The organism is Paenibacillus helianthi (assembly GCF_001909055.1).
Taxonomy (GTDB): domain Bacteria; phylum Bacillota; class Bacilli; order Paenibacillales; family Paenibacillaceae; genus Paenibacillus_AQ; species Paenibacillus_AQ helianthi.
The window spans coordinates 120096-135019 of sequence record NZ_LVWI01000031.1; the positions used below are offsets into that span (position 1 = coordinate 120096).

A 14924-nucleotide genomic window follows, 5' to 3' on the forward strand; every position below is an offset into this window, starting at 1 on the left:
GCATGACATTCATGGCAATCACCACCCACGATACAGAAACAGAAGTACAGGACCGGGCTATTCTGGTAAGTCTGGTTACTGACAAAATCAAGCGCACAGGTATCGACCCCGAGCTGTCTCTGCAGGAGCTGGTTCAGTTGGCAGAGACTGCCGGAGTGCTGGTGCTCGACGTGCTGCGCCAGAACAAGGAGACTCCCGATTCCAAGTGGTTTATCGGCAAGGGGAAGGTAGAAGAACTGCGGATGGCCGCTGATGGTCTCGGGGCGAATACGGCTATCTTTGACCAAGAGCTTTCCGGAGCACAAGTACGCAATCTCGAGGAAGCTCTGGATCTAAAAATCATTGATCGAACCCAGTTGATCCTGGATATTTTCGCTGGCCGGGCCAAAACACGTGAAGGCATCATTCAAGTAGAACTGGCACAGCTCTCTTATTTGCTGCCCCGTTTATCCGGCCATGGTAAGAATCTGTCCAGGCTTGGCGGGGGAATCGGAACCAGAGGTCCGGGCGAAAGCAAGCTTGAAACAGACCGCCGGCATATCCGTGACCGGATCACTGAACTGAAACGCCAGCTGGACGAAGTAGTCAAGACGCGTGAACTTCACCGGGAACGGCGCCGCAAGAGTGGCGCTGTCCAGGTTGCGCTGGTCGGTTATACCAATGCCGGGAAATCTACACTCTTAAAGCAGCTTACCGATGCGGATGTCTATATTGAAAATCAGCTGTTTGCTACCCTCGACCCTACTTCACGTGTTCTTCAGCTGCCTGCAGGCAAAGAAGTCGTCTTGACTGACACTGTAGGATTCATTCAGAACTTGCCGCATGATTTGGTAGCCTCCTTCCGTGCAACTCTAGAGGAGGTCAATGAAGCCAATCTGGTACTGCATGTGGTGGATGCTTCTTCTCCCATGAGGCAGGAGCAGATGGATGTAGTGCAATCTATTCTCCAGGACCTTGGGGCTGCCGGGAAACCGCAAATTGTACTCTTCAACAAAAGTGACATTTGCCAGCCTGAACAACTGCAGATGCTGCCTTCGGGTCCTGGCTATCTGAAGATAAGCGCCTTCAACCCGGAAGATCTGACCCGGATCACAGAAGTTATAGTCGATGAGCTTGCCGGCGATACACTAACCTTCCGTATCCCCGGAGACCGAGGAGATCTCTCATCGCTGCTCTACCGTGTAGGAGAGGTGCTTGAGCAGAGCTTTGAAGAAAATGATGTGCTGTACAACGTGCGTCTCAATAAAGAGGATTACGGAAAATGGAGTTACAAGCTTGCGGAATACGTAGAGCAGGAGTAGCCGGAATTAGGTGAATTCAAGGCATGACTTCGGAAACGGCGATATCCAGCCGTTTCTTCTTGCTGGTCAAAATTGTTTATGAACAAAGTAATAGATTGAAATAAGGAGAGAACAAAAGGTATGACAGTTTTTGCAGAGGATATCATACAGGCGGCAGAGGCCGCAGAGCTCGAAATTGAAAGTGCAGTGAAGGTACTTGACCGGATTGTGGATCATAATCAGTGGAAGGTGATCGAAGCCTTTCAGCGGCAGCAGGTGAGTGATTTCCATTTTGCCGGCTCTACCGGATATGCCTATAACGATCGCGGGAGAGAAGTGCTGGATTTGGTCTATGCTGACGTGTTCGGGGCCGAAGCGGCGCTGGTACGCCCGCATTTCGCCTCCGGTACACATACAATCTCAACCGCACTCTTTGGTGTACTGCGGCCCGGAGATGAACTGCTGTATATTACGGGACGTCCTTATGATACGTTGCACAAGGTAGTCGGCAAACCGGGAGACGGGACAGGCTCGCTGGCCGATTTCGGAATTGGATACCGTGAAACGGCGTTAACGGCTGAAGGGAAGATCGATTGGGAAGAGGTAAAACTGGCTGTCAACGAAAAGACCAAAGTTATCGGTATTCAGCGTTCACGCGGTTATGACTGGCGTTCTTCATTCACAGTTGCTGAAATCGGCGAAATGGTGGAACGGGTCAAATCAATCAAACCTGACGTCATTGTATTTGTGGATAACTGCTATGGCGAATTCACGGAAAAGCTTGAGCCGCCTCAGGTTGGGGCTGATCTCGTAGCGGGTTCGCTCATTAAAAATCCCGGTGGTGGAATCGCGGAAACCGGCGGGTACATCTGCGGCCGTCAAGATCTTGTGGAATTGGCAGCATACCGGCTAACTGCGCCGGGGATTGGCGGGGAAGTAGGTGCCATGCTGGGAACGACACGCGGGCTCTACCAGGGACTGTTTATGGCCCCGCATACCGTTGGGCAAGCTGTCAAAGGCAGTATCTTTGCAGCTGCCGTGTTTCAGCGTTGCGGCTTTACAACTAAGCCGGCATGGCATGAGCCGCGTACGGATCTAATCCAGGCGGTGGCTTTTGATGGACCAGAGCATTTGATTGCCTTTGTCCAGGGCATCCAGCGTGCTGCGGCTGTAGACAGTCATGTGGTTCCCGAACCGTGGGATATGCCCGGTTATGAGCATCCTGTGATCATGGCGGCAGGTACCTTCATTCAGGGTGGTAGCTTGGAGTTATCAGCAGATGCCCCCATACGGGCTCCGTATATCGGATATATGCAAGGCGGATTAACGTATTCTCATGTAAAGTTCGGAGTTTTGATGGCACTGCAGAGTATGAGAGAACGTAAATTACTGTAAAAATTACACAATTCACATTTACATAATCCCCCAAATCTAATATGCTTGAATCAGTGTTCGGGCAGACATGCGAATCCCTACTTCAATCCTGGTGGGGGTTTCATTTTATACATAAGAAAGAAGAGGTGAACAATGGTAACCCAACAACCTGGTTTCTTCTTTGCAGGAGGATTGAACGTAATGCTATTTTTGTTTTGGCTGGTTTGTATTGGACTGGGGATTTATGCATTTGTTTTGTTTGTGAAGCTGGCCCTTAGAGGAATTACGGCTCTGGACTTGTACAATTATGCAAAGAACCGTGAAATCCGGGAACGCTATGAGTCGGTACATAAAGACGATTCGTTATAGGCTATCCTTAATGAATCTTACTTCGTAGCGTGTTGACCTTAGCAGTTCTATAGCATTGCTCATCAGCTTCGGCTGGTGGGCTTTTTTGGGGTCACGGAGAGTTCCAGCTTTTGCTTGTGGATTGTTCTCTGTGATATACTTCGGAGGTCATGTTATGTTTTTAGCTTACATTCACTTCACTTGAAATCTTAAGGCTACATAAAATCTTGTGAGAATATCTTACACACCATTGACACGCCAAATAAGGAAATGTACAATGAGATGAGAAAAAGATCATTGGAAGGTTGGATGAGTCATGGGTGATGAAATCCGCAGAAATATGGCATTATTTCCTATAGGAATCGTAATGAAGTTGACTGATTTATCTGCAAGACAAATTCGTTATTATGAGCAGCACAGTCTGATCGTGCCCGCGCGCACATCCGGCAATCAGCGTTTGTTCTCATTCAATGATGTAGAACGCCTGTTAGAGATCAAAGCATTGATCGAGAAGGGGGTAAATATCGCCGGTATCAAGCAGGTGATGAACCCTGTATCGAAGGAATCGGAAGAAGCTACGGTCATTACCCCTGACACAGAGGTTAGACGTAGAGAACTGTCTGATTCACAGCTGCACCGTTTATTGAAGCAGGAACTGGTTTCCGGTAAAAGACCGGGACAAGTATCTCTTATTCAAGGCGAGCTATCCCGGTTTTTTAATAAATAATACAAAGAGACTTGAAAGGGAGAGGGTAAAGTGAGCTTTTCAAAAGATGATATCCTGCGTATTGCAAAGGAAGAAAATGTCCGTTTTATTCGTCTGCAATTTACCGACCTGCTCGGTACGATTAAAAATGTAGAAATTCCCGTTAGCCAGCTGGAAAAGGCGCTGGACAACAAAATGATGTTCGATGGTTCTTCCATCGAAGGTTATGTAAGAATCGAAGAATCTGACATGTACCTCTTTCCTGACCTCAGTACATGGGTGATCTTCCCTTGGTTTGCAGAAAACCGGGTTGCACGTTTGATTTGTGATGTGTACATGCCTGACGGTACGCCATTTGCAGGAGACCCGCGTGGAATTCTCAAACGCTGCCTGCAGGAAGCTGAAGAAATGGGCTTTACAGCCATGAATGTAGGACCAGAGCCGGAGTTCTTCCTGTTCAGAACAGACGAGAAGGGCAATCCGACAACCGAATTGAATGACCAGGGTGGATATTTTGATTTGGCGCCGACCGATCTTGGGGAGAACTGCCGCCGCGAAATCGTATTGACACTGGAAGAAATGGGCTTTGAAATTGAAGCTTCTCATCATGAAGTAGCTTACGGCCAGCATGAGATTGACTTCAAATATGCTGATGCCATCAAGGCTGCCGACCAAATTCAAACCTTTAAGCTCGTTGTGAAGACGGTTGCCCGTCAACATGGCCTGCATGCTACTTTTATGCCCAAGCCGCTTTTTGGTATGAATGGATCCGGGATGCATGCGCACCAATCCCTGTTCAAGGGCAGTGAAAATATGTTCTACGACGAGAGCGACACTCTTGGGCTTAGCAAAACTGCTCGTTATTACATGGCAGGTATCCTGAAGCATGCCCGTGCTTTTGCAGCCATCACGAACCCGACAGTGAATTCTTACAAACGTCTTGTGCCCGGCTATGAAGCCCCTTGCTACGTAGCTTGGTCTGCAAGCAACCGCAGTCCAATGATCCGTATCCCGGCTTCTAGAGGACTCAGCACACGTATTGAAGTTCGTAACCCGGACCCTGCAGCTAACCCTTACCTGGCACTTGCTGTAATGTTGAAGGCAGGTCTAGACGGTATTAAGCGCCAGCTCGATCTTCCTGCTCCCATCGACCGTAACATCTATGTGATGTCTGAGGAAGAGCGGATTGAAGAAGGAATTCCTAGTCTGCCGTCCGATCTGAAGGAAGCGTTAAGCGAAATGATCCGCAGCCATGTTATCACTGAAGCCCTTGGTGAACATGCACTGGCTCACTTCTATGAACTGAAAGAGATCGAATGGGATATCTACCGCACACAAGTACACGAATGGGAAAGAGATCAGTACATGACTCTTTACTAGGATGAAGCAGCCCTTGGCGCCGTTGGCGTTGAGGGTTTTTTTTGTGTGGGCGTGGGGGTAGTGAAGGACTCTTGAATTAATAGTGCCCACAAAATGCCCACAAATAATTAGCGGGCGCTATTCGAGGATAGATCTCATGTGGGCTTCATACTTCTCCATACTGCTTTCTTCAATCTTCTTGGAGACGTGAGAATACACATCTGCCGTAATTCTCATGCTGCCGTGTCCCAAACGTTCTTGTACATACTTCATATCATTACCGGCTTCCAGGAGCAGTACGGCGTGTGTATGCCGTAGGGAGTGGATCGGCATAGACGGAAGACCTGCGCGTTTCAAAATACGCGAAAAGGAATTGAAAAGAGAAGACTTTGGCATGAAATTCCCGTCGTCCCGACAAAGGACCAAGTTTAAATTATGCTTGTAGGAGCCCTTCCAGGCCAATTTATTTTGATTCTGATATTTTAGAGGCCCTGAAATTGAGCCGCATCTTGCTGGATCTGCTTAGTTTCGTTTTGTTTTTTTACCATAAGGTCATCCACCTCATCCTGATATTGGCGAACCCAGTTTCCAAGGGTCTTGGGAGAGAGGCCATGCTTCCGGGCTACCACCTCTGTGCTCGAAGTAAAGATGATCGTATATAAAGGCGACGGGCCTGCAATTGAAGAGTTATACGTTACAACACAACGACCAAGAAGCATGAGGGACACAATGGTACTACTTGGAATTCCCTCTATTAATACCGTTCAACAGATATTCATACTAAGGAAATCATTGACAATACGAGGGCTCGACTGTAAATTAATTATTAAAACGACTAGGATATGTCTGAAAACTAAATAACATGGTAAGATTTGAGAAAACGAATGGGGCGTCAAGCATGATTCAGAGACGGTACGAAATAAGCGATGAACAGTGGGAACAAATTAAGGACATGTTTCCACCCTACAAAACAGGGCGTCCGTCAAAATTAAGTGAAAGAACCATGTTTAATGCTTTTTTATGGATCGCTCGAAGTGGTGCTGCCTGGCGCGATCTACCGGAGGAACGCTATGGTTCATGGAAAACGGTCTACAGTCGCTTCTGCAAGTGGCGAGATACCGGACTGCTTGTCGCGATCTTCCAAACTCTTCAGGTCGAACCTGACTTTGAAAACTTGAGCATTGATTCTACATCGGTCAAAGCCCATCAACATAGTGCCGGTGCTAAAAAAACGCCCCAGGACACGAAGTGAATCAGCACATCGGCGTCAGTCGTGGCGGAAAGACAACCAAACTTCATACCGTCGTCGATGGATTAGGAAATCCCCTCGCTTTTCTTCTGACGGGTGGTCAAGTCTACGATTCCGTTCCAGCGATCGATTTACTTCAGAAGCTTGATATTACAGGAAGTCATATTCTTGGCGACAAAGCCTATGGCTCAGAAGGGATTCGGAATTGGATTACAGCTAGGCAGGCATCCTACACTATCCCGCCTAAAGCGAATAGTCAAAACCCATGGAAAGTCGATTGGTATCGGTACAAAGAGCGACACTTAGTGGAGTGCTTTTTCAATAAAATCAAACATTTTCGCCGTGTGGCTACTCGTTACGACAAATTGGCCAAGTCATTCTTGGCGTTTGTATACGTAGCTGCCATTTTCAAATTGACTCAATGAAAAGTTTTCAGACACGACCTAGTTATACTAGAGAAGAGAGCCCCCATGCATAAGCGTTATGAGGAATTAGATTCATTAAGAGGATTAGCTAGTTAACTGTCGTATTCGGACACATGTTATTAGTGTTCAATGAAACTTTTTGGACAAAGGCCTTGTTCAAGTTTGGACCCTTAAAGGCTTTGTTGCTGGTGGAGAGGCTGTGATACTGTTTTTCGTTTGAGTGGATTTGTACTGTCACTTCCGTTTTATTCTGGAAAGAAGCTAAATTATGCTACTTATGCGCTAAAACGTATCTGTAGAATTTATTTACCTTACATTGTAGTTATATTTTTTGCATTTATTCTTCGCGAGTTGTTGTACCGCGGTAATATTTCAGGTATAAGACACTATGGTCAGAGGATATAAGTAAGACCGACTTAGTTAATTATTCGCTGCTAATCGGTCATTATTCTGGCTACCTGAACTTTGTAGTTTGGTCACTCGTGCATAAAATGAGAATCTCCTTGATCTTTCCTTTGCTTATGATTCTTTTGATGAAAGCTAACTATAAACAAATTATTACAGGAACAATATTCCTTTCTCTTTTAACTGTGTTATATGTTTTTGTTACCAGTTCGTCCTTTAGTCAAACGGAATGGTTTTCGACCTTTAATTATGCATCTTTATTTATAATAGGGGCATTGATTGCTAAACATCGGGAGGAAATAAAAAATTACATAAAAGGCATGCGGGGGAGGAATAAGAGACTACTACTTGGCGTTGGACTTGTTCTATTTATTTACGGTCATCCTTCATTTGCAGTCAGAGTATTATTTAGTAACTTTAATACCTTTTTTTACGGTGTCGTATTAGATAGTTGGACCATAGCTATAGGTGCAGTAATCATAGTCTCGATCTCCATATCTACTATCCGAATATCGAAAATACTACGTACTTGTTTTATTAGTTACTTGGGTAAAATCTCTTATAGCCTATACCTTACTCATTTAGTCGTTTTAGCATCGCTAATACATTTATTGCATGATTATGTGTCGATCTTGACGATTAGTTTGGTGGCTGTTATTGCTTCTTTTGTCGTTGCTAGTGAACAGAGCTGCTGAATTTATCCGGCAGCTCTTTTTATTGGGGATATTTATCGCTTTAATCGCTGTCGTGGTTTTGACCAAATTTTAATCCCTAAAAGATTTTCGTCATCTCTAAAGAATTTGATGCCTATTTATTTCAAAGGCGTCCAAAGTTCTTTAAAGTAATAGTTTGGCATGAGTATATTCTCCTAGTTTTGTGTTTCTAACAGTATACACTAGGAAAATTCTACGGCTTAGAATTAGCTAAGTGTTTTTTGTAGTAGGACCATACTGCGCACAAATTGAATGTAAGATAGAGCTGCCGGAGTACTTCTGCGGCTCTTTCTTTAGTTTTTCTCTATTTGTGCTAAAAATTAATATAGGAATCATCTCCCATTCATCGTATTATAAAACAATATAAATCTGGGGGAGAAGAAGAAGATGAGCGATAGTGCGAAGAAAGTTTTGGGCGGAATTTTATCTTTAATATTTTTTGGATTGATTGTATATGGTGCATTAACTAACTTTTTCATTCCAAGTAATCACTCGATGCAAGTAAAAGTTTTCGATGTAGATTTTGTGAAAGATTACCCTAATCTCTTTACATCTGTAGATCATGAAGCTTCTATATTAGAAGGCACACAAAACGGAATTTCGATCGGCGGAAAAATGATTTGGGCGTGGTTGAACGAATCCGGGCATGACTACTATTCGAATTTCCCTGACAATTTTCTGCTGAAAATCGTATGGTTAATTATAGGTATTCCTATTGAAGTAGTACTTAATTTCTTTCTATTCTTTTTGATATCATTAATAATAATTTATAAATTAGCTGCTCTTGGTGGACTTGTATATAAAATTTCTCTTATAATATCTTTCCTGATCCCTTTTGGTCTTAGATTAATAATATCGAAATTGAAACCGTATGATGTGTAAAGCGATATATTAAAGAATCATAAAATATTTGTTTCAACCACGCCAAGTCAGGTGTGGTTTTTTCATCTTAATGGGCAGGGAAATTTTCCTTAGCAAAGGATGATGTTAATGAAAGACAAATTGGAAGTGTTAGACAAGAACTTGGTTCCAGTCGGAAAGCTAGTCAGTGCTTACGAAGAGACGCGAAAACGCAGAATGAATTCTGATTATGAAATGTCTTTCCTGGTCCCAATGATATCTGAAGATTCTGGGCTGCGACGTTCGAAGAATTTGCGCATAAAGCAGTGATCGATATTAATAATTCAAAAACAGAATTGATCTATCCAAAGGACGGCGGGATATTAGCGCAAGAAAAAACCAATCCACTGGAACAAGTCAGACTTACCTCAAAAGGATTGGGCATATCAACAGATGGCTGGAATACAATCCGTTCAGCCGTTACAGCACGCGGAGTCCTCGCAGAGACAGTAATAGGTGTTTGGTAGTTTTGTGTCTATGCTAATAGGTTCCGGCAATGCCGTTACTCAAATTAATACAAATAGTATAGCTGCAGGACATGCCAATTTCAATGAAGCGCCGTTCAGAGTGGATATGGCCGGGAATCTCGTTGCGAATAAATTGACTGCCAATTACGCCTCAAACGCTAACTCTAACTTTTCGGGAGGAGCTATCGTTGGATCGTCTATTAATGTGGGGAATGGAAAATTTGTTGTCAACACAGGAGGTAGTGTATATGCAGCAGATGGAACATTTCAAGGAACCATTAATGCAAGAGGGGGGACGTTTGAGGGAGATATATATGCTAGTGGAAAAATACACGGAGGAACTATTACAGGCGCACGGTTTCTGACAGATGAGCCAGGCTTATACCCACGTGTTGAGCTTGACCCATATTCGATAGCGTTCGGGGTATATTCATCAGCCAATAGCGGAATTCAGATTCCAGCGTATAACAATGGCGTATCGAAAATACTGTTTCTCGCAATCGGTAATGAGTCAACAATATATAATTCTCCAGGTGTTGGTCTTTCGATAATCGCTAACGGAAATGCTTCATTATCAGGAGATAATGTAAGTCTATACGCTCATTCAGGGTTTATAAGGTTTCCATCTTGGTCAGTGATTCGTAATGAAGCCAGTTCATATACGTTGCAAGGAGAACTCGATGCACTTTGGGCGGCAATCAATGGATTAGCTATTAATTTGACCTTTGATCAAACCACTCGAAACCTCAAACTTTGGAGTAGGGGGGGGCATTGTTGTCTCAAGAGAATATTCCGAAGCAAAATTATTGAAACTTTTATCAATCTGTGACGATAATAGGGATATAGAAAACTTTGCAAAGTGAGGGATAGTCTTGAAAAAATACAGCCGAAACGAAATAGCAATAAACCGTAGTACTACAGTATATAAACCTTGATACGATATAAGAAGGAGAACCTTCCCCGAATGGAAGGGATTCACCATTAAAAAAAGGTCTTTATATTTAATTCATAAGAAAGCCTCTCCAATACACTGGAGGGGCTTTTACTCTTGCCTGAAAGGAGGAAAACCATTGGTAGTTGTAAAGAAGGTGAAATTGTCAATCGATCTCATCAGACCGGCAGATGTGCTTATTGAATCCATTTTATCGGTTCTGAGCTTTTTCCCAGGTAGACAACAAGAAATCCTGCAGCAGGTTGATCATACAGTTGGCGAAATGCTAGCATCATTCCAGCCTAAGGAAGATCCGGGATCAGTAGAAAAGATTGAAGATTCAACATCACCAATTTAAGGCGTTTATACTTTTATTTTTGAAATTGAGGCTTTGTCCCTACACTAATTTGCATGGAAAAATATATATGACAGGAAGTGATAATTATAATTAAAAAATAACATTACTAGACAAAAATAGTAGGCTAAAAGATAAAATATGACAACTTATGGACTATATATAAACAAAAGGGATTGATGTATTATTTAAGTGTAATCGGCCGATTAACAATAGCCTTGAAAGGCGGAAGAATTGTGAAAATTAAAAAGTTTCTTTCTGTTCTTCTTATCTCAGCTGTAGTATTGATTCCATCGGCTTCCGCATTTGCCGAAGATGTTAATTCTACAGAAGTTGCTCTTACTGGTACAGTGACACCTTATATTATAGGTGTTGGAGATACTCGCGCAACGGCAATATCTATCGTCCTCAATGAAGGTGGGGGTGCTATTTACGATCTTTTTATACAAAGCGCAACGGATCAGGACTGGTTTAAATGGACCAATACATCATCTAGTTATAAAAGAGTGGTGTCTCGCATTGGTGGAATGAGTGGAAACGGACCTACTAGAGCGGGCTTGATTGTTAGTTATAATAATCAGAGCGAACTCGGGCCGCTTTATACTGCTCAAGCAGGTACTGCCGAGGGACAATTGTTTTCAAATGTTATGGTCCCTCCAGGGGCAACTGTATATCTAGTTGTTGATGCACCAAATTTTACGACTGCTCCTGCATATCGTATAAATTTTGCGGTTTACGATTAATCTAAAAGCAAAATCACCAGCACCTCTTTATCATAAGAGGTGCTTCTTTATTTCATAATAACAACACATCGACGCCCTTAGAGGCGTTTTTATTTTGCCCTCGGGGTTGTTCCCGGGGGCTATCTTTTTACCAATAGATAGAGTGGAGCAGGGGGAATGCTCAATCACATTAAAAATATTGTTACTACGGTCTACACGGCTGCCGTAGGTTCAGGTACCCGGGAGATTGTCACAGAATTTCTAGTTGTGCTCATGCTGGCTGATTACGTCAGTGGGGTTGCAGGAGCATTTAAGACTAAGACAGTCAGCAGCGACATTATGTTTTGGGGCGGCGTTCGGAAGATCACCGTCCTTTTTGTTGTCGGCTTGGCTGCCTTAATTGACGATTGGGTGCAGCCTGGAGCGCCGGTATTCCGATTAGCTGCAATTCTCTATTACGCAGGTCGAGAAGGTCTATCAGTCATTGAAAATTTCGGTGTTATTGGTGTGCCGTGGCCACAGGCTATGAAAGATTTTCTGCTACAGCTCAGCGAGGACAAGAGTAAGAACAACCCGGCCAAGCCGGAACATCCAGACTATGACCAATCAGCATAGGAGGGATACAGGTGTCATTAACATTAGACCATGTAAAGCTAAAATCTCAGGTCCGGCTTGTCGGGCTGCATCCGGTGCTAGTGGCGGCTACGGTTGCGCTTATTGAGCGCTGCTATGCCCGAGGAGTCAATATAGTAATAACCCAAGGGCTGCGGACAATAGCTGAGCAGGACGCGCTCTACGCCCAAGGACGAACCAAGCCCGGCCAGATCGTAACCAATGCCAGGGGTAGGACCAGTTACCACAATTTTGGTCTGGCCGTTGATTTCGCGCTGCTGCTGCCAAACGGTTCCAGCGTCTCCTGGGATACCGCCCGTGACGGCGACGGCGATAAGGTATCTGACTGGCAGGAAGTTGTGAAGGAGGCAAAGACGCTGGGCTTTGAGTGGGGCGGGGATTTTAAGAGCATTAAGGATGCGCCGCACTTCCAAATGACTTTTGGACTGAGCACATCTGCGTTACGACAAGGCTATTCACTAAAGGAATCAGCGGTTAAAGCGGCGTATGCCGTTATAGATAAATTGAAGGAGGATGAGGTTGTGAAGAGGGATGTTAAAGTTACTGTAAAGGTAGATGGCAAGAAAATTGAGGACGGCGTATTAGATGAGGGAGTTGCTTATCTACCGGTGCGTGCTGTGGCAGAGGCTCTAGGGTTGACGGTGGGATGGGATCAGGTAAGCAAAACAGTAACACTGACCAAGGGGGCTAAATAATCATGAATAGCAAATGGCGTAACTATGGCTTGTGGGTATCTTTGACGGCAGCTGTGCTGCTGGGTGTACAGACCATTGGAGCAATCTTTGGGTTTCAACTGGCCCCGGAAAAATATGACGAGGTAACAGCGGCTGTGAATGCGATCCTGGGTATCTTGGTGGTGCTGGGGATTGTAAGCAATCCGGAAGCAGGTAAAGGATACACAGATAAAAAGTGAATTCCCAAGTGTTGACAAAGCAAATACCCCAGTGGTGAAAAAAGGCTTCGGGGTATTTGCTTTAATTTCATTATTTACCTGTTGAATTTTTCCAATCGGTTATGCATAATATGAGTACTGAGAGAAAGGGGGGGAGTAATTTGCAAGCTAGGGTTAGGTTCCAATCTAAAATGCAAAAAACTCTTCATTATATCTCGGTTGCAGGAACATTTATGACTCTGTATGGCATTCTTTATGCTGTTCAAGACTTAACTATTGGTCGTTTTCCTTTGTTCAGTAAGAGCTTTATCTTCTGGGTACCATTAAAACTAATTTTATTTACCGGGATTAGTTTTTATATAATATTTAAATACATTAAAATAGGTTCTAATTATGAATACAAAGAACCCGATCACTCCTGATCGGGTTCTTTGTATTCAAGCTTTGGAATTTCAGCCTTGACGCGTTGTCCATTGATTTTATAGTTTTCTTGGAGAAGAGCCAATTCATGATCGTCTCTTTGCTTTAATAGTTTTCTTCTCTTCTCCATGTATCCATCACTTTGAAGCTCGAATTCATTGCTAATATCTTTTTCCCCGCTTTTATTGGTTCTTTTGAATTTAACTTTTCCTCCCATAAAGCCAACTACTACTACTTCTAGCACTAAAACCAAATAAGGCATATTTGACGAGAAGAATTCCATTATTCCTTGGGATTGTACATTGAGTTTAATGTCAACATCCTTTTTTGAGTATGTAAGATCAGAATCTTCTACATTTTCAATATGTGGGATAATATTCAATACAGAATCAACATAAGATATAAGATCATAGGCTGGAATTTTATTCTCTTGCATTATGTTTATAGCCAGATGAGCCGTTGTGCCCTTCAAATAAAACGAGTACATAGATCTATCAATTTTATCTGCGTAATTTGTAGCTCTACTAATAGCTTGATGCGTTTGCATCATCCTATAAAGATACGGATCCAATGAATTACGTGAAACTGTTTCTATCCAAGTCACACTGCGACGTTTGTAAAAAGGACAGGCTCCGAATTCAATATCTACTTCCTGTGGTTCAAAAGTATAAGGCTCACCAGTAACAATCCCAAAGGAAAGATGTGAAGAATTGAGAGAGGGGATAATTACAACATCTCCTATCCTTATTTGGAATAAAAATCTAATTATTGAACTATAAATTCTCCCTGGTTGCGGACTTTTACTTATTTCACCATCTTTTGAATATACAGTTTCTATTTCTTGTAATATTGTTTCACGGTCAACAGAATAAAATCTATTAATATCACTAAATTCGTTCCAGCCTATACCAATATATTCATCATGGAAAAATTCATCATAATATTCTCCAGATTGGGTTCTTACTAACCAGTATTCTCTGTTTTCGTGATTCATAGTTACTGGTATATTGTAATCTTCAATAAATTTATCTAAATTCAAAATAATACCTCCCACTATAAATTAATAAATACTCTTGTTTACTCACTCGTTCTAAGATTTTCAGCCATAGACAGATTGAGAGCTGGAGAAGTCATGTAAGGATGACATTATTTTCTAGTGAAGCCGATGGCGGGAATAGAGAGCGGGGGATTCATCCCCAACCCAAGGATACGTTCTGTGATCGCACTTTGGATATCCACACCTGTCTCCTGACGGCTTACCCTCCCATGTCACGCGGGGTCTTTGCCCTTACATTCCTTCGTTCGGCCTCTCAGGAGGTGGACGCCGTTTCTTGCTCCTTTACAGGGTCGTTGCCCTTATGGAAATGATTCCTGCGGCTGCTCCGTGCTTCCTTTGTCTTGGTTCTTTCCTTCCGGTGAGAAACGTGATTTCGGTTTTACTTAAGCTGCCATCTGGATCTGGGCCTGACGTACCGGCCCTAAAACGTCGTTTGCATCGTATGGAATGTGCTTGGTCCCGAGCGTGTGCAGGACTCGTATGAGCTTTCCGCATAAAGCCACAAGGGATTGTTTTTTCTTCAGTGGATTCTGACTTCGCTTCGTAAAGTACTGGTGCAGTGCCTTGAACTCCGTGTTCTTTGCCACCATGGGCATGACCGCCCGGAACAACAGGGCCCTTAGCCTTGCACGTCCACGCTTGGTAATACTGGACTTGCCTTTTTTCTTTCCCGAACTGTTCTCTTTGA

General features: G+C 43.5%; 17 protein-coding genes and 1 pseudogene. 14 read left to right on the top strand and 4 right to left on the bottom strand.

The annotated features are described in order from the left end of the window. Window positions 1-11 precede the first annotated feature (11 nt). The 5 genes from hflX to glnA all read left to right on the top strand — a co-directional run bounded on the left by hflX (window position 12) and on the right by glnA (window position 5088). Window positions 12-1301, top strand: coding sequence for a GTPase HflX (gene hflX, locus A3844_RS08490; protein WP_074087140.1), 1290 nt, complete (start codon window positions 12-14; stop codon window positions 1299-1301). Window positions 1302-1421: 120 nt separating this feature from the next. Continuing rightward, the gene (locus A3844_RS08495; RefSeq protein WP_074087141.1) at window positions 1422-2675 is read left to right on the top strand and encodes a methionine gamma-lyase family protein; all 1254 of its coding nucleotides are present in this window, start codon (window positions 1422-1424) and stop codon (window positions 2673-2675) included. A gap of 180 nt (window positions 2676-2855) precedes the next feature. Then, window positions 2856-3023 (top strand): hypothetical protein, encoded by a 168-nt coding sequence (locus A3844_RS31785; protein WP_244169726.1) that lies wholly within the window; start codon window positions 2856-2858, stop codon window positions 3021-3023. 295 nt (window positions 3024-3318) lie between these two features. Next, window positions 3319-3729: a MerR family transcriptional regulator gene (locus A3844_RS08500; protein ID WP_019910684.1), complete on the top strand. Its 411-nt coding sequence runs from the start codon at window positions 3319-3321 to the stop codon at window positions 3727-3729. 30 nt (window positions 3730-3759) lie between these two features. After that, window positions 3760-5088: a type I glutamate--ammonia ligase gene (gene glnA, locus A3844_RS08505; protein ID WP_074087142.1), complete on the top strand. Its 1329-nt coding sequence runs from the start codon at window positions 3760-3762 to the stop codon at window positions 5086-5088. A gap of 117 nt (window positions 5089-5205) precedes the next feature. Here glnA and A3844_RS08510 read toward each other — a convergent pair. Then, window positions 5206-5550 (bottom strand): annotated as a pseudogene (locus A3844_RS08510) (tyrosine-type recombinase/integrase); the annotation flags it as partial. Further along, on the bottom strand, window positions 5550-5786 hold the full coding sequence (locus A3844_RS08515) for a transposase (RefSeq protein ID WP_074107159.1): 237 nt from the start codon (window positions 5784-5786) through the stop codon (window positions 5550-5552). The pseudogene A3844_RS08510 and the gene A3844_RS08515, both read right to left, overlap by 1 nt. Window positions 5787-5965: 179 nt before the next feature. On the opposite strand from A3844_RS08515, the gene A3844_RS31790 reads away from it, so the two are divergent. The 9 genes from A3844_RS31790 to A3844_RS08570 all read left to right on the top strand — a co-directional run bounded on the left by A3844_RS31790 (window position 5966) and on the right by A3844_RS08570 (window position 12780). Further along, a protein-coding gene (locus A3844_RS31790) for an IS5 family transposase (RefSeq protein WP_167374654.1) occupies window positions 5966-6741 on the top strand; the annotation gives its coding sequence in 2 pieces (ribosomal slippage) (window positions 5966-6293 and window positions 6293-6741; 777 coding nt in all). A 401-nt stretch (window positions 6742-7142) separates the two neighbouring features. Then, a complete protein-coding gene (locus A3844_RS33980; RefSeq protein ID WP_083606763.1) occupies window positions 7143-7841 on the top strand; it encodes an acyltransferase family protein in 699 nt (232 codons plus the stop codon). Between the two features lie 405 nt (window positions 7842-8246). Further along, window positions 8247-8741: a hypothetical protein gene (locus tag A3844_RS08535; protein ID WP_074107162.1), complete on the top strand. Its 495-nt coding sequence runs from the start codon at window positions 8247-8249 to the stop codon at window positions 8739-8741. A gap of 489 nt (window positions 8742-9230) precedes the next feature. Further along, on the top strand, window positions 9231-10055 hold the full coding sequence (locus A3844_RS33410) for a hypothetical protein (RefSeq protein WP_244169728.1): 825 nt from the start codon (window positions 9231-9233) through the stop codon (window positions 10053-10055). Between the two features lie 241 nt (window positions 10056-10296). Further along, window positions 10297-10515, top strand: coding sequence for a hypothetical protein (locus A3844_RS08550; RefSeq protein ID WP_074107164.1), 219 nt, complete (start codon window positions 10297-10299; stop codon window positions 10513-10515). A gap of 233 nt (window positions 10516-10748) precedes the next feature. Next, window positions 10749-11255, top strand: a complete 507-nt coding sequence (locus A3844_RS08555) for a hypothetical protein (RefSeq protein ID WP_074087149.1) — start codon at window positions 10749-10751, stop codon at window positions 11253-11255. A gap of 156 nt (window positions 11256-11411) precedes the next feature. Next, window positions 11412-11849 carry a phage holin family protein gene (locus A3844_RS08560; protein WP_074107166.1) on the top strand — a complete coding sequence of 146 codons (438 nt, stop codon included), beginning with the start codon at window positions 11412-11414 and terminating at the stop codon, window positions 11847-11849. 11 nt (window positions 11850-11860) lie between these two features. Then, window positions 11861-12562: a M15 family metallopeptidase gene (locus tag A3844_RS08565; protein WP_074107167.1), complete on the top strand. Its 702-nt coding sequence runs from the start codon at window positions 11861-11863 to the stop codon at window positions 12560-12562. Window positions 12563-12564: 2 nt separating this feature from the next. Further along, complete coding sequence (locus tag A3844_RS08570) at window positions 12565-12780, top strand: phage holin (protein ID WP_074107168.1); 216 nt, start codon at window positions 12565-12567, stop codon at window positions 12778-12780. A 391-nt stretch (window positions 12781-13171) separates the two neighbouring features. Here the strand turns inward: A3844_RS08570 and A3844_RS08580 are convergent, their stop codons facing one another. Together A3844_RS08580 and A3844_RS08585 are read right to left on the bottom strand one after the other, a co-directional pair. Beyond that, window positions 13172-14218, bottom strand: coding sequence for a hypothetical protein (locus A3844_RS08580; RefSeq protein ID WP_074107170.1), 1047 nt, complete (start codon window positions 14216-14218; stop codon window positions 13172-13174). A gap of 401 nt (window positions 14219-14619) precedes the next feature. Further along, the coding region (locus A3844_RS08585) for a transposase (protein ID WP_143192049.1) at window positions 14620-14924 on the bottom strand (305 nt) is incomplete at its 5' end.